General features: G+C 60.5%; 18 protein-coding genes. 15 read left to right on the forward strand and 3 right to left on the reverse strand.

Going from position 1 to position 18154, the window contains the following annotated elements; all coding sequences use genetic code 11:
• Positions 1–69 precede the first annotated feature (69 nt).
• The 14 genes from trpS to trmB all read left to right on the forward strand — a co-directional run bounded on the left by trpS (position 70) and on the right by trmB (position 13580).
• Positions 70–1137: a tryptophan--tRNA ligase gene (gene trpS / locus QO002_RS04265; protein WP_307227012.1), complete on the forward strand. Its 1068-nt coding sequence runs from the start codon at positions 70–72 to the stop codon at positions 1135–1137.
• A 52-nt stretch (positions 1138–1189) separates the two neighbouring features.
• The gene (locus QO002_RS04270) at positions 1190–1681 is read left to right on the forward strand and encodes a universal stress protein (RefSeq protein WP_307227014.1); all 492 of its coding nucleotides are present in this window, start codon (positions 1190–1192) and stop codon (positions 1679–1681) included.
• A 142-nt stretch (positions 1682–1823) separates the two neighbouring features.
• On the forward strand, positions 1824–2390 hold the full coding sequence (locus QO002_RS04275) for a NifU family protein (protein ID WP_307227016.1): 567 nt from the start codon (positions 1824–1826) through the stop codon (positions 2388–2390).
• A 36-nt stretch (positions 2391–2426) separates the two neighbouring features.
• Complete coding sequence (gene tsaB / locus QO002_RS04280; protein ID WP_307227018.1) at positions 2427–3080, forward strand: tRNA (adenosine(37)-N6)-threonylcarbamoyltransferase complex dimerization subunit type 1 TsaB; 654 nt, start codon at positions 2427–2429, stop codon at positions 3078–3080.
• Between the two features lie 9 nt (positions 3081–3089).
• Positions 3090–3587, forward strand: a complete 498-nt coding sequence (locus tag QO002_RS04285) for a GNAT family N-acetyltransferase (protein WP_307227020.1) — start codon at positions 3090–3092, stop codon at positions 3585–3587.
• Between the two features lie 258 nt (positions 3588–3845).
• A complete protein-coding gene (olsA, locus tag QO002_RS04290) occupies positions 3846–4634 on the forward strand; it encodes a lyso-ornithine lipid O-acyltransferase (RefSeq protein ID WP_307233148.1) in 789 nt (262 codons plus the stop codon).
• A gap of 49 nt (positions 4635–4683) precedes the next feature.
• Entirely contained in the window at positions 4684–6084 is a 1401-nt protein-coding gene (gene miaB / locus QO002_RS04295; protein ID WP_307227022.1) for a tRNA (N6-isopentenyl adenosine(37)-C2)-methylthiotransferase MiaB, read from the forward strand.
• Positions 6085–6113: 29 nt separating this feature from the next.
• Positions 6114–7169 (forward strand): PhoH family protein, encoded by a 1056-nt coding sequence (locus QO002_RS04300; RefSeq protein WP_307227024.1) that lies wholly within the window; start codon positions 6114–6116, stop codon positions 7167–7169.
• A gap of 14 nt (positions 7170–7183) precedes the next feature.
• On the forward strand, positions 7184–7690 hold the full coding sequence (ybeY, locus tag QO002_RS04305) for an rRNA maturation RNase YbeY (RefSeq protein ID WP_307227026.1): 507 nt from the start codon (positions 7184–7186) through the stop codon (positions 7688–7690).
• Positions 7691–7702: 12 nt separating this feature from the next.
• On the forward strand, positions 7703–8851 hold the full coding sequence (locus tag QO002_RS04310; protein ID WP_307227028.1) for a transporter associated domain-containing protein: 1149 nt from the start codon (positions 7703–7705) through the stop codon (positions 8849–8851).
• Positions 8852–9135: 284 nt separating this feature from the next.
• Positions 9136–10731 (forward strand): apolipoprotein N-acyltransferase, encoded by a 1596-nt coding sequence (gene lnt, locus QO002_RS04315; protein WP_307227030.1) that lies wholly within the window; start codon positions 9136–9138, stop codon positions 10729–10731.
• A 153-nt stretch (positions 10732–10884) separates the two neighbouring features.
• Positions 10885–11304, forward strand: coding sequence for a helix-turn-helix domain-containing protein (locus QO002_RS04320; RefSeq protein WP_307227032.1), 420 nt, complete (start codon positions 10885–10887; stop codon positions 11302–11304).
• Positions 11305–11531: 227 nt separating this feature from the next.
• The gene (gene metK, locus QO002_RS04325; RefSeq protein ID WP_307227034.1) at positions 11532–12788 is read left to right on the forward strand and encodes a methionine adenosyltransferase; all 1257 of its coding nucleotides are present in this window, start codon (positions 11532–11534) and stop codon (positions 12786–12788) included.
• A 93-nt stretch (positions 12789–12881) separates the two neighbouring features.
• Positions 12882–13580 carry a tRNA (guanosine(46)-N7)-methyltransferase TrmB gene (gene trmB / locus QO002_RS04330; protein WP_307227036.1) on the forward strand — a complete coding sequence of 233 codons (699 nt, stop codon included), beginning with the start codon at positions 12882–12884 and terminating at the stop codon, positions 13578–13580.
• A gap of 65 nt (positions 13581–13645) precedes the next feature.
• On the opposite strand, the gene QO002_RS04335 is transcribed toward trmB, so the two are convergent.
• Together QO002_RS04335 and QO002_RS04340 are read right to left on the reverse strand one after the other, a co-directional pair.
• The gene (locus QO002_RS04335; protein ID WP_307227038.1) at positions 13646–13903 is read right to left on the reverse strand and encodes a BQ00720 family protein; all 258 of its coding nucleotides are present in this window, start codon (positions 13901–13903) and stop codon (positions 13646–13648) included.
• Positions 13904–14041: 138 nt separating this feature from the next.
• Positions 14042–14473: an Hsp20 family protein gene (locus tag QO002_RS04340; RefSeq protein ID WP_307227040.1), complete on the reverse strand. Its 432-nt coding sequence runs from the start codon at positions 14471–14473 to the stop codon at positions 14042–14044.
• A gap of 187 nt (positions 14474–14660) precedes the next feature.
• On the opposite strand from QO002_RS04340, the gene QO002_RS04345 reads away from it, so the two are divergent.
• On the forward strand, positions 14661–15605 hold the full coding sequence (locus tag QO002_RS04345; protein ID WP_307227042.1) for a nucleoside hydrolase: 945 nt from the start codon (positions 14661–14663) through the stop codon (positions 15603–15605).
• A gap of 124 nt (positions 15606–15729) precedes the next feature.
• Here the strand turns inward: QO002_RS04345 and QO002_RS04350 are convergent, their stop codons facing one another.
• Positions 15730–18105: a methyl-accepting chemotaxis protein gene (locus QO002_RS04350; protein WP_307227044.1), complete on the reverse strand. Its 2376-nt coding sequence runs from the start codon at positions 18103–18105 to the stop codon at positions 15730–15732.
• Positions 18106–18154 lie beyond the last annotated feature (49 nt).

Consider the following 18154-nt stretch of genomic DNA (forward strand, 5'->3'; position numbering starts at 1 on the left):
GCATAAGCGCGGCCATACGCAACAGAGCCAGAGCAATCTAGGCCTTCCACAAGCCTGATCGAGGACACCATGTCAGACTTCAAGCCGCTCGTCTTTTCCGGCGTCCAGCCGACCGGCAATCTTCATCTCGGCAATTATCTCGGCGCGATCAGAAAGTTCGTGGCGCTGCAGGAAAACAACGATTGCATCTATTGCGTCGTCGATCTGCACGCGATCACCAACCAGCTTGTGCACGAGGACATGCCGAACCAGATCCGTTCGATCGCGGCCGCCTTCATCGCCTCGGGCATCGATCCGAAGAAGCACATCGTCTTCAACCAGTCAGCCGTGCCGCAGCACGCCGAGCTTGCCTGGATCTTCAACTGCGTGGCGCGCATCGGCTGGATGGAGCGCATGACCCAGTTCAAGGACAAGACCGGCGGCAAGAATGCCGAACAGGCTTCGCTGGGCCTGCTTGCCTATCCGAGCCTGATGGCGGCAGATATCCTCGTCTACCGTGCGACCCATGTTCCTGTTGGAGACGACCAGAAGCAGCATCTGGAACTTGCCCGCGATATCGCCATGAAGTTCAACGTCGACTTCGAGCAGCATATCGCCCGCACGTCCTACGGCATCGACATCACTGTCGGCGAGCAGCCGGTGCATGCCTATTTCCCGATGGTCGAGCCGCTGATCGGCGGCCCGGCGCCACGGGTCATGAGCCTGCGTGACGGCACGAAGAAGATGTCGAAGTCGGATGCTTCCGATCTGTCGCGCGTCAACCTGATGGACGATGCCGAGACGATCTCCAAGAAGATCCGCAAGGCCAAGACCGATCCGGATGCGTTGCCGAGCGAAACCGATGGCCTGAAGGGTCGCGCCGAGGCTGAAAATCTTGTCGGCATCTACGCGGCGCTTTCCGACAAGACCAAGCAGCAGGTGCTCGACGAGTTCGGCGGCCAGCAGTTCTCGGTGTTCAAGCCGGCACTGGTCGATCTTGCCGTCAACGTGTTGTCGCCGATCACGCAGGAAATGCGCCAGCTGATGGACGATACGAGCCATATCGATGCCATTCTGCGCGATGGTGGCGAGCGTGCCCGCGCCCGTGCCGAAGTGACGATGAAGGAAGTTCGCGAGATCATCGGCTTCCTGCAGTAAGTCTCGAAAAAGGCCTCTTGCAGCCGTCCGGAACGAGTGTAAGTATCCGGCCATGGTTTCGACACGACTCTCACGAATGGAAGGTCACCGCCGTAAATTCATGGCGGTGATCGACGACACGCCCGAATGCGGCCGTGCCGTCCACTATGCCGGCATGCGCGCCAAGAATTCCAATGGCGGCCTCGTCCTGCTCTATGTGATCGCCGATGAAGATTTTCAGCAATGGCTGGGGGTTGAGGCGGTCATGAGGGCTGAAGCGCGGGCGGAAGCCGAGGCGACGCTGGCGAAGATTGCCCAGACGGTGCGCGAAACGATCGGCATCGAGCCGGAAATGGTGATCCGCGAAGGCAACGCCACGGAGCAGATCTACGGCCTGATCGAAGAAGACCGCGATATCGCCATTCTCGTTCTCGCCGCCGGATCGGCCAAGGATGGACCCGGACCGCTGGTCTCCTCCATCGCTGGCAAGACGGCCGCGTTCCCCATTCCCGTCACGGTCATCCCTGATCTGCTGACGGACGAGGAGATCGACGCTCTCAGCTAATGGCAGCATCAACAGATTTGATCCTCAAGGATTGCAAACGCAGTCCCGCGCATCTTGAAGCGGTTTGCCAAACAGCTTATATTCTTTTGAATAATTCTAAACAGGCTGGTTGAACACGATCCCGGCCGACGCGGAGAAGCCAATGTTCATCCAGACCGAAGCCACGCCGAACCCGGCGACCCTGAAGTTCCTGCCGGGCAAGGTGGTGATGGAACATGGCACCGCCGAATTCCGCGACAGCGAGGAAGCCGCTGCCGGTTCGTCGCTCGCCGCCCGCCTGTTCATGATCCCGGGCGTGACCGGCGTCTATTTCGGCTACGACTTCATCACCGTCACCAAGACGGATCAGGAGTGGCAGCATCTGAAGCCGGCCATTCTCGGTTCGATCATGGAGCACTTCATGTCCGGCCAGCCGGTGATGGCGATCCACAGCCGTGCCGAGGAAAGCGACCAGGAAGGCGAGTTCTTTGACAAGGGCGATGAGACGATCGTCGCCACGATCAAGGAACTGCTTGAAACCCGCGTCCGCCCGGCCGTGGCCCAGGATGGTGGCGACATCACCTTCAAGGGTTTCCGCGATGGTACGGTGTTCCTCAACATGAAGGGCGCATGCTCCGGTTGCCCGTCCTCGACGGCAACGCTCAAGCACGGCGTCCAGAACCTGCTTCACCATTTCGTACCGGAGGTTCAGGCGGTCGAAGCCGTCTGATCGGAAACGCATGCAGTCCATTTCGCGTATCAGTCCATGATCGTTCTTGCTCTTGATACGGCCGGAACGGGCTGCTTTGCCGCACTCTATGACAGCACTGAAAACCGTATTCTCGGCTCGGCCGGTGCCGATATCGGCCGCGGTCACGCCGAGCAGCTGATGGCGTTTATCGATGAAGCGCTCGTCGCCAGCGGCAAGGCGCTGTCGGATGTCGAGCGCGTCGCCGTCACTATCGGCCCCGGCTCGTTCACCGGCATTCGTGTCGGTGTCGCCGCGGCGCGTGGGTTTGCGCTGGCGCTCGCAGTGCCTGCGGTCGGCGTTTCGCGGCTTGCGGCGCTTGCTGCGGCCGCTCGGGAACGCAATCCCGGCCAATCGGTTGCGGTGGTGATGGATGCCAAGCGCGACGAAGTCTACTGCCAGATGTTTTCAGCCGACCTTGGTGCGCTGACGCCGCCGGAGGCGCTTGAGGTGTCCGAAGCTGTCGCGCGGCTTACGGGTTTTGACGGTATCATCTGTGGTTCGGGTGCTGTCCTTGTCGGGGGTGAGGCCAATGGTAGCGATCTGACGGATATTTGTGTCGTCGCAAGACTGGGCGCGGTGGCTGATCCTTCGCAAGGCAAGCCGAAGCCGCTCTATCTGCGTGGTCCGGACGTTAAGCCGCAGGCCGGCTTTGCGGTTTCGCGAGCGTGAGGTCCGATCATGGCCCTGACCGACTACTTTATCCGCAAGCCTGAATTCGACGTCTTCGCTCTTGAAGCGGCGCATCTCGCGCAGGCTTCCGCCATCCACAAGCTGCGCTTTTCCCCCCATTGGAGCGACGGTGAACTGCACCGTCTGTTGGTGCAGGATACGGTTTTCGGCTTCGTGGCGCAGCAAACCAATAGCGTGGCGAGACCGCCGATCGGCGGCTTCGTGCTGTCGCGGGTCGCCGCCGGCGAGGCCGAAATCCTGACCATCGGCGTTGATCCCCGTTTCGAGCGCAATGGTCTCGGCTGGAGGCTGATGCGCGCCGCCCTGCGCGAGGCGCGCGACAAGGCGGCCGACAGCATGTTTCTCGAAGTGGATGAAACCAATCTCGCCGCCATCGGCCTTTATCGCAAGCTCGGTTTCGCCAAGGTGGGTGAGCGGCGGGCCTATTACCAGAATGCGGATGGTGCGCGCACAGCCGCACTTGTCATGCGGCTTGATCTTGCCTAGGCGTTGGTTCCTGACAGCAGCAGGGCTATTGCATATGAATCGACCAGGGTTGCCGCGACCTCCCTCTTCTCCCCGGCGGGGAGAAGTGCCGAGCGTATGCGAGGGGATGAGGAGGTCTTCGCCTGATATTCCGAGCCCGTTGTCCCCCTCATCCGGCCCTTGGGACCACCTTCTCCCCGCTGGGGAGAAGAGGGCATTCGCGGAACCATCTTTCCTTCCGCCAAAGGCGCTTGCGCTGTGAAGTTCGATCCCGGTGCCGTGCTCAACTGGCTGCGCATTGGCGTGTGTATGATCATTCTGCTGTTGGTCACGCTCTTACTGGCGCCGATCCAGGTCCTGCTTTTGTGGCTGGACGGGCCGCTGCGACGCTCCCTGCCACGCACTTGGCATCGCCTTGCCTGCCGCCTGATCGGGATCCGCGTCACCGTTCACGGAACACCCGACCGCCAGCGCCCGCTGATGCTGGTGTCCAACCATGCCAGCTGGAAGGATATTCTCGTCCTCGGCTCCATCGCCGATGTTGTCTTCGTTGCCAAATCGGATGTGAAGTCATGGCCTGTTTTCGGCCTTCTCGCGCGGTTGCAGGCGACGATCTTCGTTCAGCGCGAGCAGAAGCGTACGACCGGAAACCAGGTGAACGAGATTGGTCAGCGGATGGCGGCGGGCGAAGTCGTGGTGCTTTTTCCAGAAGGCACGACGTCGGACGGCAACCGGTTGCTGGAAATCAAGACGTCGCTTTTCGGAGGTGCCGCCGCTGCAGTTCCGCTTTCGCCGACGGGCATGGTGCATGTGCAGCCGATGGCGATTGCCTATACCGGCCTGCATGGCATGCCGATGGGGCGATTTCATCGCCCGCTCGCGGCCTGGCCAGGGGATATCGGCATGTTGCCGCACCTGATCGACGTGCTGAAGGAAGGGGCGGTCGATGTTGATGTCATCTATGGCGAGCAGATCAACTATACCGCCGACAGCAACCGCAAGCTCGTCAGCCGCGAGATCGAAAAGCGGATGCGCGACATGCTGTCCTTGAAGTTGCGCGGCCGGTGACCGCCTAAAAACGCTTCAAATCCGGGCTTTCTTGCTCTATGGAAGCCGCATGACACAGGAAATCGCCACGCTCTCCAGCGCGCCGGACGCGCTCGTCGATCATCAACCCACCCGCAAGGTCTTCGTCAAGACCTACGGTTGTCAGATGAACGTCTATGATTCGGATCGCATGCAGGACGCGTTGGCCAAGGACGGCTATGTCGCGACCGATGTGATGGAGGATGCCGACCTCGTTCTTCTCAACACCTGTCATATCCGCGAGAAGGCGGCGGAAAAGGTCTATTCTGCGCTCGGGCGACTGCGTGATCTGAAAAAGAAGAAGGCCGGCGAAGGCCGCGAGATGATGATCGGCGTTGCCGGCTGCGTCGCGCAGGCCGAGGGTGACGAGATCCTGCGCCGGGCGCCGGCCGTCGATCTCGTCATCGGCCCGCAGACCTATCATCGCCTGCCGGAAGCCTTGAAGCGCGTGAAGCGCGGCGAGCGTGTGCTCGAGACCGATTACGCGATCGAGGACAAGTTCGAGCATCTGCCCGCGCCGGAAAAGGCAAGGACCAAGGCACGAGGGGTGACCGCGTTTCTGACCGTGCAGGAGGGCTGTGACAAGTTTTGCAGTTTTTGCGTTGTGCCCTATACGCGCGGGTCGGAAGTGTCCCGACCTGTTGCGCAGATCGTTGCGGAGGCCCGCAAGCTGGTGGACGCGGGCGTGCGTGAAATCACGCTGCTTGGCCAGAACGTCAATGCCTGGCATGGCCTCGGCCCGGATGGTGCCGAATGGGGTCTCGGCGAGCTGCTGCATCATCTTGCCGGTATCGAGGGGCTTGCCCGGCTGCGCTATACGACCAGCCATCCGCGCGACATGGATGATGGCCTGATCGCTGCCCACCGCGACCTGCCGCAACTGATGCCTTACCTGCATCTGCCGGTACAGTCGGGCTCGAACCGCATCCTGAAGGCCATGAACCGGCGTCACACGGCCGCCGAATATCTGGCACTGATCGAGCGCATCAAGAAGGCGCGGCCGGACCTCGCTTTGTCTGGCGATTTCATCGTCGGCTTCCCCGGCGAGACCGACGAGGACTTCGAAGACACGCTGCGGCTTGTGAAAGCCGTGGGTTATGCACAGGCGTTTTCGTTCAAATATTCGACCCGTCCGGGAACGCCCGGCGCCGACCTGAAGGACCAGGTGCCGGAAGATGTGAAAGCCAACCGTTTGGAAAGATTGCAGGCTTTGCTCCTGAAGCAGCAGCATGCCTTTGCCGAGGAATGCGTCGGCCGTGAGATCGACCTGCTTCTGGAGAAGCCGGGCCGCATGCCCGGCCAGCTTATCGGCCGCTCGCCGTGGCTGCAGTCTGTGAATGTTGATGCAAAGTCATCGCAAATCGGTGACATTATAAAGGTACGAATCACTGGCACCGGCCCTAACAGTTTGTTTGCCGAAGTGGTAAGCTAAAGGGACCGAACCTTAAGGAGCTTTGCCGCTTGAACGGACACGAATTGGTTTCAACTTCGCCGCGCCAGTCGAAAACATCCGCGACAGACGTCAATCACTTCGTGCTTACTTTCGAGAACAATCGCTTCGCCAGCGAACTCTTCGGTCAGTTCGATCAGAACCTCAAATTGCTGGAGCAGCGGCTGAACATCGACGCCCGACCGCGCGGTAATTCCGTGTCGATCTCGGGTGATGTGCTTGCGACCAACCAGGCGCGCCGGGCTCTCGATTTCCTTTACGGCCGCCTGCAGAGCGGCGGCAGCATTGATGCCTCCGATGTTGAGGGCGCGGTACGCATGGCCCTCGCCGCCGATGACCAGCTGCAATTGCCGACAATGGAAAAGAAAGCCAAGCTGAACCTCGCGCAGATTTCGACGCGCAAGAAGACCATCGTCGCCCGCACGCCAACGCAGGACGCCTATATGCGCGCTCTGGAGCGTTCCGAGCTCGTCTTCGGCGTCGGTCCCGCCGGTACCGGCAAGACCTATCTCGCGGTTGCCCATGCGGCCCAGCTTCTGGAGCGCGGCGCCGTCGATCGCATCGTCCTGTCGCGCCCGGCCGTCGAAGCCGGCGAGCGCCTGGGCTTCCTGCCCGGCGACATGAAGGAAAAGGTCGATCCCTATCTGCGCCCGCTCTATGACGCGCTTTACGACATGATGCCCGGCGACAAGGTGGAGCGGGCGATCACCGCCGGCGTCATCGAAATCGCGCCGCTCGCCTTCATGCGCGGGCGCACCCTTGGCAATGCCGCCGTCATTCTCGACGAAGCGCAGAACACCACGTCGATGCAGATGAAGATGTTCCTGACGCGTCTTGGGGAAAACGGCCGCATGATCGTCACCGGCGACCCGAGCCAGGTCGATCTGCCGCGCGGCGTCAAGTCCGGCCTCGTTGAAGCGCTGCAGATCCTGAAGGGTGTCGAGGGTGTATCGGTGACCCGCTTCAAGGACGTCGATGTCGTTCGCCATCCGATGGTGGCGCGCATTGTCAGGGCCTATGAAGCACAGACCGCCGTGCAGGACGAAAGCGAGCAGGGCGACCGCTGAGGCCGCCAACCGTTATGAGCAGTCTCGATATCCAGATCAGCGTCGAGGAGGGCGAATGGCCCTCCGAAGATGCTCTCCAGTCGTTTTGCGACGGTGTGCTTGAAAAAGCTGCCACGTTTATGGCGCGCGAAGAAAAACAGCCCTTTCCCAAGATGCCGACCGAGTTGTCGCTGGTCTTCACCGATGATGCCTCCATCCGCGCCATCAATGCGGAATGGCGCAGCATCGACAAGCCGACCAATGTGCTGTCCTTCCCGGCCTATCCTGTCGAGCCTGGGGGCATGCCGGGACCGATGCTGGGCGACATCATCCTGGCGCAGGAGACGATCGCCCGCGAGGCGGCCGATCTCGGCAAGCCTTTCGACGAGCATCTGACCCACCTCCTCGTGCATGGATTTCTGCATCTTTTTGGCTATGATCACATCGACGCAGACGATGCGGAAAGAATGGAAGGGCTTGAGACTCGCATTTTGGCCGATCTTGGGTTATCTGATCCCTATGGGGATAGTGATCCCGTATGATAGTTTGGAACGATGAGCGATTTTAAAGCACAGCCGGCCGCGGCTGTAAGAGACGAGGCGGAAGCCTCAAGTTCGGACGAGGCGGGCAGTAGCAGCGCCGCCGCCCAGAAACCTGAAAGCGGCAAATCAACTTCCTTCTGGAGCCGGGCTGCCCGCATCTGGCGCAGCACAAGCAACGCGAACCTGCGGGAAGATCTCGCCGACGCGTTAATGACAGACCCGGGCACGGACACGGCGTTTTCTCCGGCCGAGCGGGCCATGCTCAACAACATCCTGCGCCTGCGTGAGGTTCGCGTCGAAGACGTCATGGTTCCGCGTGCCGATATCGAAGCCGTGGACCAGAGCATCACCGTGGGTGAACTCATGGTGATCTTCGAGGAATCCGGCCGCTCGCGCATGCCGGTCTACAGCGAAAGCCTTGATGATCCGCGGGGAATGGTTCATATCCGCGACCTTCTCTCCTACGTCACCAAACAGGCGCGCAACAAGCGCCGCACCAGTGCCCGTCCTGCCGCGTCTGCTGAAAAGGCAGAGAAGGCGCCGCGCCAGCCAAAGGCAGTTTTCGATCTGGCCCGCGTCGATCTTTCCAAGACGGTGGAAGAAGCCGGCATCATTCGTCAGGTTCTGTTCGTGCCGCCATCCATGCACGCCTCGGATCTGATGCAGCGCATGCAGGCGGCCCGCATCCAGATGGCGCTGGTCATCGATGAATATGGCGGGACGGATGGTCTGGCCTCGCTTGAGGATATCGTCGAAATGGTCGTCGGTGATATCGAAGACGAGCATGACGACGACGAAGTGATGTTCGCCAAGACCTCCGACGACGTGTTTGTCGCCGATGCCCGCGTCGAACTGGAGGAGATCGCTGCGGCGATCGGTCCGGATTTCGATGTGCGCGAGCAGCTTGAGGATGTCGATACGCTCGGCGGTCTGGTGTTCGCGTCGCTTGGCCGCATTCCGGCCCGTGGTGAGGTCGTCCAGGCACTTCCCGGTTTCGAATTCCAGGTTCTTGATGCCGATCCGCGCCGCGTCAAGCGCGTGCGCATCATCCGCAAGCGCCCGTCCGCCCGCAGCAGGCGTCCCGCGCTCAAGGGTGAGGACGAAGCCGGCGGTGAGGTTATCACAACGCCGGAAGCCAATCCGCTGCGCGAAACCGGCTGACCTGCCGATCAATGATCTTCAATGACGCCAGACGCCCGTTCCGAAAGAGCGGGCGTTTTTGTTAGGCGCCATTGATCCGACTATTCGCCATCTCCCAGAAAATCATTGGGTCTACCAGCACGACAAAGGTTCGCTTTTTTGGAAGACTGCCCCTCGCATTGATTCGGCGCGCGCGCGGTGTGCCTGCGGCTGGGCAGACGGTGTGCGATCGGGGATGCACGCTCTTGCTGACGCCAAGCCGAAACGATTGCTGCGAGGCTACAATGAACAACAAGGGGAACTTCATGGAATGGCTTTCTGGCAGGATCATGCTTTTGTCGGGCGCGCGCCGGGCGCTCCTTGCGTTTCTTGCCGGCCTGCTCACGGTTCTTGCCCTGCCGCCCTTCGGCATTTTTGCCGTTCCTTTCCTGAGCTTCCCCGTCCTTGTCTGGCTGCAGGACGGCGCGTCGGGCAATCCCGATCATGGCCGCCTGCGGCGTGGGTTTCCGGCCTTTGCAATCGGCTGGTGCTTTGGTTTCGGATATTTTCTGGGGGGGCTCTGGTGGCTTGGAAACGCGCTGCTGATCGAAGCGGATGAGTTCGCCTGGGCCTTGCCGCTGGCTGTTCTGGGGCTTCCGGCTTTTCTCGCTCTCTATTACGGCTTTGCGGCACTTGTCGCGCGCATGCTCTGGTCTGATGGCCTGGGCAGACTTGCAGCGCTCGCGCTTGCTTTTGGCCTCGCCGAATGGCTGCGCGGTATCCTGCTGACCGGCTTTCCCTGGAATGCCGTCGGTTATGCGGCGATGCCCGTGCCCATGATGATGCAGTCGGCCGTGATCTTTGGGCTTGCCGGCATGAACATGCTGTCGGTCTTCGTCTTTTCCGCGCCGGCACTTCTGGGAACGCGCAAGGGGATGGGGCTCGGCCTGTCGCTCGCGGCGCTGCTGGTGGTCGGCCATATCGGTTACGGCTACTGGCGTTTGCAGGAACCGGCCCCCACGGCGCCCCAGCCGGAGCAGACGGTGCGCCTCGTCCAGCCGGTCATCGATCAGGCAATGAAACTCGATGACGCTGCCCGGGCCGAAATCTTCACCGAGCATCTCGAATTAACAGCCGCAGCTCCGGCCGATGGCGCCAAGCGCCCGGATATCATCGTGTGGCCGGAAACCTCCGTCCCGTTTCTCCTGACGGAAAATCCCGATGCTCTCGCCAGCATCGCGGATGTCCTTCAGGACGGGCAGATCCTGATTGCCGGCGCGGTGAGGGCAGAAAATGCGGGTGCGGGACTGCCGCCACGTTACTACAACTCGGTTTATGTGATCGATGATCGCGGCCAGATCGTCGGGGCGGCCGACAAGCTGCATCTCGTGCCGTTCGGCGAATACCTGCCCTTCGAGGATCTCCTGGCCTCGGCTGGCCTAAAGGCGATTGCCGCAGCGATGCCTGGCGGCTTTTCGGCGGCAGCGACCCGTTCGATGCTGACCTTGCCGGGCGGTCAGGTCTTCTATCCGCTGATCTGCTACGAGGCGATCTTTCCGAACGAAGTGGGGAATGCTGCCTTGCCGGCGAGTGCGCTCCTCAATGTTACGAACGACGCCTGGTTTGGAGATACCCCCGGTCCCTATCAGCATTTCCAGCAAGCACAATTGCGTGCAGTGGAAACCGGGCTCCCCCTGGTTCGAGGGGCCAATAGCGGTATATCGGCTGTCGTAAATGGACTGGGAGAGGTTGTATCTGGAGCATCCTTCAACGTACGGGGTGTGGTAGATACAATCCTGCCGGGAAAAATCATGACGCCCTACGATCCCGGGCAACAGAAACGGAACGCCGCAATTGTTGCTGTAATGTTTCTGTTGGTTGCGGGGTTTTCACGCGGTAGTTTTATTTTCCGGGTGAATTGACCAAAAACCCCTAAAATTGCATAGTAGCAAATGCCGTAGACTTAAACCTATGGTCGGAGGGTTTCCGCCCGGCCTGCACATGTGGCGTGCAGCCTGCTCTCTGGCAGCATTCAAATTAATGGATGCTGAAATTTCGCATATTAGGAAACCGTTATGATTGAAAACAAAAAGAAGCCGAATCCGATCGACATCCATGTCGGTAGCCGGATTCGCCTTCGTCGCACCATGCTGGGCATGAGCCAGGAAAAGCTTGGGGAAGCTCTTGGCATCACGTTCCAGCAAATTCAGAAGTATGAAAAGGGAACCAACCGGGTCGGCGCCAGCCGTCTTCAGAACATTTCGGGCATCCTGAACGTTCCGGTTTCTTTCTTTTTCGAAGATGCTCCGGGCGAAAACACGTCCGGTGCTCCTGGAATGGCGGAAGCTTCAAGTTCGAACTACGTGGTTGATTTTCTGTCTTCTTCGGAAGGCCTGCAGCTCAACCGCGCCTTCGTGAAGATCGGCGATCCCAAGGTTCGCCGCAAGATTGTTGACCTCGTCAAGGCGCTGGCGGCGGAAGCTGAAGCCGAATAAGGCAGACGCAAGCTACTGATGCAAAAAAAGCGGCCGCAAAGTGCCGCTTTTTTTGTGCCTTTGGAAAATTTCGGTCCGTTCGGGAAAGCTAATTCCCTGCGCATTCGCCAGAAGCACATTCTTTTCGTGACTTTGACATAAAGATATATTTATATCCTTGTGTCACTGCTATCTGATGTCAGGCCTACGAACACTGACAGACGTCTTTCATTGAGGGGAATTCCCGCATGCGTGCCAACTACCTGTTTACAAGCGAGTCCGTGGCCGAAGGTCATCCCGACAAGGTCTGCGACCGGATTTCCGACGAAATCGTCGATCTCGTCTACCGTGAAGCCGGCAAGACCGGCGTTGATCCCTGGAGCGTCCGTATCGCTTGTGAAACGCTCGCAACCACCAATCGCGTGGTCATCGCCGGTGAAGTGCGCCTCCCGCCCAGCCTGATGAAGACCGACAAGGATGGCAACTCGGTCATCAACCCCTCCAAATTCAAGTCCGCAGCGCGCAAGGCCATCCGCGAGATTGGCTATGAGCAGAGCGGCTTCCATTGGAAGAGCGCCAGGATCGACGTGCTCCTGCATTCGCAATCGGCCGATATCGCCCAGGGCGTCGACAGCGCGGCCGACAAGCAGGGCGACGAGGGGGCTGGCGATCAGGGCATCATGTTCGGCTATGCCTGCCGCGAAACGGCGGACCTCATGCCGGCGCCGATCTATTACTCGCACCGTATCCTGCATCTGCTCGCTGCCGCCCGTAAGAAGGGCGAAGGCGATGCCGGCAAGCTCGGCCCCGATGCCAAGAGCCAGGTGACGGTCCGCTATGTCGACGGCAAGCCGTCCGAGGTCGCTTCGATCGTACTCTCCACACAGCATCTCGACGAGAGCTGGGATAGCGACAAGGTACGGTCGGTGGTGGAGCCCTATATCCGCGAAGCGCTGCATGACATCGCCATCGCTGATGATTGCAACTGGTACATCAACCCGACCGGCAAGTTCGTGATTGGCGGCCCGGATGGCGACGCAGGCCTCACTGGCCGCAAGATCATCGTCGACACCTATGGTGGCGCGGCCCCCCATGGCGGCGGCGCGTTCTCCGGCAAGGATACGACCAAGGTCGACCGTTCGGCTGCCTATGTCGCGCGTTATCTCGCCAAGAACGTCGTTGCCGCAGGCCTCGCTGATCGTTGCACGATCCAGCTTTCCTACGCGATCGGCGTTGCTCAGCCCCTGTCGATCTACGTTGACCTGCACGGCACCGGCAAGGTGACCGAGGATGAGGTTGAAGCCGCTATTCGCAAGACGATCGATCTCTCGCCCTCGGGCATCCGCCGGCATCTCGATCTCAACAAGCCGATCTATGCCAAGACGTCCGCCTATGGCCATTTCGGCCGCAAGGCCGGTCGGGATGGATCGTTCTCCTGGGAGAAGCTCGATCTCGTCAAGCCGCTCAAGGATGCTCTGAAAGAGAACGGGCTGAAGGCTGCCTGATCCCGCCTCTGGACGGACAACGGCATAAAACAGTAAAGAGCGGGTGCTTCTTGCCGGAAGCGCCCGCTTTTCTATAACCGAGAGACCGCAGACATGACCGAACAGCACCCCAGCCGCTCGACCGAAGCCTTCTTCGGACGCCGCAAGGGCAAGCCTTTGCGCGCGCTGCAGGCAGCGCATCTGGAAACGGTTCTGCCATTGTTGCGGCTCGATCTGGCGTCGCAGGCGCCGGCCGATATCAAGACGCTGTTTCGCCATCCCGTCGATCGGGTGCGGCTGGAAATCGGTTTCGGCGGCGGTGAACACCTGATCCATCGCGCGGTGGAAAACCCCACGACCGGTTTCATGGGTGTCGAGCCCTTCGTGAATTCGATGGCAAAGCTTGTCGGTCAGATCGAGGAAAAAGGTGCTGAGAACATCCGGCTGCATGACGACGACGCGACCCAGGTTCTCGACTGGTTGCCGGAAGCATCGATCGACCAGATCGACCTGCTCTATCCCGACCCGTGGCCCAAGCGCAAACACTGGAAGCGCCGCTTCGTCTCGAAGGTCAATCTCGAACGTTTTGCCCGCGTTCTGAAGCCGGGCGGCGTGTTCTGCTTCGCGTCCGATATCGATACTTACGTAAACTGGACGCTCGCAAAATGCCGGGATCACGCGTCCTTTGAATGGACCGCGGAGAATGCCTCCGACTGGCTGACACCGTTCGCCGGTTGGCCAAGCACGCGCTACGAGGCAAAAGCGCGCCGTGAAGGCCGAAGCTCCGCCTATCTTACCTTCCGCCGCGTCTGACAGGCGGGCGGCAAACCTCATGAAAGCGGCGGCTCGCCGAAAAAGATCGGCGCGCCGCGGTACTTCTAATGCAGGCTGACGGTCCGCAGATCGTCTTCGGCTGCCTTGAAGAATGTGCTGGAACGGTTGTCGGTCAGAAGGATAGGCGTGCCGTCGGCGCCGAAAAGAGCCCAGAGATCAAGGCCTGGGTCCATGTCGGGAGCTTCCGGAAAGCAGCGCGATACTTCATCCGAGCGCATCTTTCTGATGTAACCGACTTCTCCGGCGCCGAGATGGGCCAGATCGTTCTTCGAAAGGTGCGTGTCGACGTGTTTCAGTCCCATGAGTCTCGCTCCGTGGTTTACGGTCGGGCATTTGAGATGCCCGATTCGTAAGACTTGAATTTCCGACCAACCCAGGAAAACCTAGGGTCTAGCGCCTGTCGCTGGTCGTTCAAGCGGTCGGGTGACCCGTCCGCAATCCTAGTCTGGGACCAAAATATTAATTTTCTTTACCATACGGGAGGGTTCGGGCCGCACGAGGTCGATGGAGAGCAATCCGTTGCGCAATTCGGCCTTCAGGACCTGCATTCCATCGGCCAGCATGAATGTCCGCTGGAACTGCCGGGCGGCGATGCCCCGGTGCAGATATTCACGTTCAACGGTCTCGATCTGGCGTCCGCGGATCACGAACTGATTGTCCTCGGCGGTGACTTCTAGATCATCCTCTGAGAAGCCCGCAACGGCCAATGTGATGCGAAGACGTTCGGGCTGATCGGTGGTGTCGTCGCGATGCACGCGCTCGATATTGTAGGGCGGATAGCCGTCATTGCCTTTGGCGATGCGCTTGAGCGTGCTTTCCATGGCATCGAAACCGAGCATCAGGGGGCTCGTGAAAGGCGGCAGGCGGCTCATGTCCTTGTCCTTGTAATCAAGCGACTTCGGGGTGGGCGACGGAGAGGGCAGGCGACATCATGGTGGATCCGCATGGGCAGCATCCGCCGGCCAGAATATGGTAGTTGTGCGCAATCAGTACAAGGCGCTTGCGCCGGGGGAGTGTGCAAATCATAGTCCGCACCGGAAATCTCAGGGAGTGCAGGACATGGCCGCGGCCAGGAAAATCATCATCGACAGCGATCCCGGTCAGGACGACGCCGCGGCCATCATGCTGGCCCTTGGCAGCCCGGAGGAGCTCGATATCCTCGGCATCACCACCGTTGCCGGCAACGTCCCCCTGGCCCTGACCTCGCGCAATGCCCGCGTGGTTTGCGAACTCTCCGGCAGGCCGGACATCAAGGTCTTCGAGGGCGCCGACAAGCCGCTGCTGCGCCAGTTGGTGACGGCCGAGCACGTCCACGGCAAGACGGGCCTCGACGGACCCGTCGTCGACGAGCCAACGATGCCGGTCCAGGAACAGCACGCCGTCGATTTCATCGTCGAAACCATTCTTGCTGAAGATGCGGGCACGGTTACGCTCTGCACGCTCGGCTGCCTGACCAATATTGCGCTTGCGCTGCAGAAGGCGCCGGAGATTGCGCCACGCATTCGCGAGCTGGTGATGATGGGCGGTGGTTTCTTCGAGGGGGGAAACATCACGCCGGCGGCCGAATTCAACATCTATGTCGATCCTGATGCGGCAAAGATCGTTTTTGCCTCGGGTATCCCGATCGTCATGATGCCGCTGGACGTAACGCACCGTGTGCTCACCTACAAGCACCGGGTTGAGAAGATCCGCGCTATCGGATCGCGCCCGGCTGTCGCCATGGCCGAGATGCTGGATTTCTTCGAGCGCTTCGATATCGAGAAATATGGCTCGGATGGCGGTCCGTTGCATGATCCGACGGTTATTGCCTACTTGTTGCGTCCCGAACTCTTCAAGGGACGCGACTGCAACGTCGAAATCGAAACGACGTCCGAATTGACGGTCGGCATGACCGTGGTCGACTGGTGGCAGGTGACCGGCCGCAAGCACAATGCCAGGGTCATGCGTGAAGTGGACGACCAGGGCTTCTTCGATCTCCTGACCGAGCGGCTCGCACGGCTCTAACGCTACACATGAAAACGGCGCCCGAGGGCGCCGTTTTCATGTTGAAACCACTTAAATTCCACGCTCTCCGCGTCATTCCCGGCCTGGTGCCGCGGATAACGGAGGAGAGCGTTGCGGCAGGCGATCAGAACTCTTCCCAGCTGTCGGCAGCGAGTGCGTTTGCACCGGAGGTCTGCGGCATTGACTTCGTCGGGGTCGTATAGCGGGCAGGGGCAGGCTTTGCCGCGGCGTAGCTTGCCGGGGCCTTCGCCGGTGCGGCCGGTGTGCGCATGCGCTCGGCTGTACCCCGCAGCATGGCGGCTGACGACTGACCCTGGCGGGCGACCTGGAAGCGCGAGACGAGCGAGCTCAGCGTGCGGGCTTCTTCGTTCAGTGCCATGCTGGCGGCTGTGGTTTCTTCGACCATGGCTGCGTTCTGCTGGGTCACCTGATCCATCTGGTTGACGGCGGTGTTGATCTCCTTGAGGCCGACGGCCTGTTCGGAAGCAGAGCCGGAGATCTGGCGGATGAGGCCGTTGATCTGGACAACCTGATCGGCGATCTTCTGCAGCGCACTGCCGGTCTGGCCGACGAGATCCACGCCCTCGCGGACCTGTTCGGCCGAGGTGTTGATCAGCGCCTTGATTTCCTTGGCGGCATTGGCGGAGCGCTGGGCGAGCTCACGCACTTCCTGGGCGACGACCGCGAACCCCTTGCCGGCATCACCGGCGCGGGCTGCCTCGACACCGGCGTTGAGCGCCAGCAGGTTGGTCTGGAAGGCGATTTCGTCGATGACGCCGATGATGCGGCTGACTTCGCCGGACGACTGCTCGATGCCCTTCATGGCCGAAATCGCCTTCTGGACGACTTCGCCGGACTTTTCAGCATCGCCGCTGGCCGATTCCACCGATTTGGCGGCAACCTTGGCATTGTCGGCGCTGGCATTGACCTGCGAGGTCAGCTGGTCGAGGGCGGCTGCGGTTTCCTCGAGGCTTGCGGCCTGTTGCTCCGTGCGGTGCGACAGGTCGTTGGCAGCCGACGAGATTTCGCCGGTACCGTTGCCGATGTTGTGGACGGACGCGTTGACGGTCTGGATGGTCTCTTCAAGGCTCTGCATCGCGGCATTGAAGTCGATTTTCAGCTGCGCGTATTCGCCCGGGAAATCGTCGGCAATGCGGTAGGCGAGATCACCGGCCGACAGATGCGACAGACTCCTGCCGAGACGGGCGACGATATCGCGCTGGAGGGCGTTCGACTGAGCACGCTCGGCTTCCGTCATGTTGCGCTGTTCTTCCGACTGACGACGTTCGTGCTGAGCTTCGGCTTCCAGGCGCTTGGTATGGGCGAGCTGGTGGCGGAAACCTTCCAGGGCCTTGGCGACAGCGCCGGTTTCGTCGGTGCGGTCCTGGCCGGCGATCGGGTTGGTGTAGACGCCGCGGCCGAGGGCTTCGACGTCAGTCACAAGGCCGGTAAGGGGCTTCTGGACGAAGCGGCGAACGGCGAAATAAAGGCCGAGCATAACAGCTGCAAGAACAACGAGACCGCCAATGATCATCATGTAGGTCTGGTCATTGACCGGGGCGGCAATGGCGCTGCGCGGCACATCCACCAGAACGACCCAGCTCGTGTTGATATCGGGCAGGGCGAAGGGATAGATGATGCGGTCGAACGGTTCAGCTTCACTGAACTGAAGACCCTGGACAAGACCGGTTTTGCCGGAAGCGAGCGCCTCTTTGACGAGATCGACGCCGCCATCCTCATACGGCTTCATCAGCAGTTCCGGGATCGGAGCGACCAGCCAGTTGCCGTTCTGGGCAAGCAGAGTAACGCGGCCTGTGCCGAAGGGATGCAGCTTGCTCAGCTTTTCGGCAAGCGAATTCAGAGACACGTCGACGCCGCTGACGCCGATCATCTTGCCGCCCGATTTGACCGGATAGGCAATGGAAGCCATCGAGACTGCCTCACCGGTCGTCGTCTCCGAGTAAGGCGCAGACATCGCGCCCTTGCCGCTCTTGGCAGCCAGTGAATACCACTGGCCCTCATAATCGGATTCAAAGGCGGAGAAGCTGATGCCGCCGGTCTTGTTCTTGGTCCAGTAGGGGTTGAAGGCACCGGTCTTGCTGCCGCCAAGGTCTTTCTTTTCTACGTAGTCGGCAGCCTTGCCGTCAAAGGCAGCGTCCGGCGCTTCCGCGAACCAACTGCCGAAGGCAAAGGCGTTGTTTTCAACGTTGGACTTCAAGATGCTGATGATCGACTTGCGATCAAGGAAGCCCCCTTCATGGCCAAGCCCGACCGAACCAGCCATCGAGCGGGCGGCACCGGCAAGTTCGCCGATGTCGCTTGCGACACCCGAGGCGATTGCCTTGGCTTCGGCCTCAGCCTGTTGGCGAACCAGCGTCTGCACGCGGTCCTGCGTCTGGGAAATGAGAACGTAGTTGGATGCAAGCAGGACGAGGGCGATTGTTCCACCCGTTACCGCGATGAGCTTTGTCGCCAGAGATTTGGCTTGAAACTTGAGCATGAAGATCCCCTCGGGATGGCAGATTGGCGGTCGGGAGGCCGCAACGGGA

This window comes from Pararhizobium capsulatum DSM 1112, assembly GCF_030814475.1.
Taxonomy (GTDB): Bacteria; Pseudomonadota; Alphaproteobacteria; order Rhizobiales; family Rhizobiaceae; genus Pararhizobium; species Pararhizobium capsulatum.

What these genes read in the sequence shown, in the direction of transcription:
- trpS (WP_307227012.1), top strand. Translation starts at nt 70, where the DNA reads ATGTCAGACTTCAAGCCGCTCGTCTTTTCCGGCGTCCAGCCGACCGGC.
- QO002_RS04270 (WP_307227014.1), top strand. Translation starts at nt 1,190, where the DNA reads ATGGTTTCGACACGACTCTCACGAATGGAAGGTCACCGCCGTAAATTC.
- QO002_RS04275 (WP_307227016.1), top strand. Translation starts at nt 1,824, where the DNA reads ATGTTCATCCAGACCGAAGCCACGCCGAACCCGGCGACCCTGAAGTTC.
- tsaB (WP_307227018.1), top strand. Translation starts at nt 2,427, where the DNA reads ATGATCGTTCTTGCTCTTGATACGGCCGGAACGGGCTGCTTTGCCGCA.
- QO002_RS04285 (WP_307227020.1), top strand. Translation starts at nt 3,090, where the DNA reads ATGGCCCTGACCGACTACTTTATCCGCAAGCCTGAATTCGACGTCTTC.
- miaB (WP_307227022.1), top strand. Translation starts at nt 4,684, where the DNA reads ATGACACAGGAAATCGCCACGCTCTCCAGCGCGCCGGACGCGCTCGTC.
- ybeY (WP_307227026.1), top strand. Translation starts at nt 7,184, where the DNA reads ATGAGCAGTCTCGATATCCAGATCAGCGTCGAGGAGGGCGAATGGCCC.
- QO002_RS04310 (WP_307227028.1), top strand. Translation starts at nt 7,703, where the DNA reads ATGAGCGATTTTAAAGCACAGCCGGCCGCGGCTGTAAGAGACGAGGCG.
- lnt (WP_307227030.1), top strand. Translation starts at nt 9,136, where the DNA reads ATGGAATGGCTTTCTGGCAGGATCATGCTTTTGTCGGGCGCGCGCCGG.
- QO002_RS04320 (WP_307227032.1), top strand. Translation starts at nt 10,885, where the DNA reads ATGATTGAAAACAAAAAGAAGCCGAATCCGATCGACATCCATGTCGGT.
- metK (WP_307227034.1), top strand. Translation starts at nt 11,532, where the DNA reads ATGCGTGCCAACTACCTGTTTACAAGCGAGTCCGTGGCCGAAGGTCAT.
- trmB (WP_307227036.1), top strand. Translation starts at nt 12,882, where the DNA reads ATGACCGAACAGCACCCCAGCCGCTCGACCGAAGCCTTCTTCGGACGC.
- QO002_RS04335 (WP_307227038.1), bottom strand. Translation starts at nt 13,903, where the DNA reads ATGGGACTGAAACACGTCGACACGCACCTTTCGAAGAACGATCTGGCC.
- QO002_RS04340 (WP_307227040.1), bottom strand. Translation starts at nt 14,473, where the DNA reads ATGAGCCGCCTGCCGCCTTTCACGAGCCCCCTGATGCTCGGTTTCGAT.
- QO002_RS04345 (WP_307227042.1), top strand. Translation starts at nt 14,661, where the DNA reads ATGGCCGCGGCCAGGAAAATCATCATCGACAGCGATCCCGGTCAGGAC.
- QO002_RS04350 (WP_307227044.1), bottom strand. Translation starts at nt 18,105, where the DNA reads ATGCTCAAGTTTCAAGCCAAATCTCTGGCGACAAAGCTCATCGCGGTA.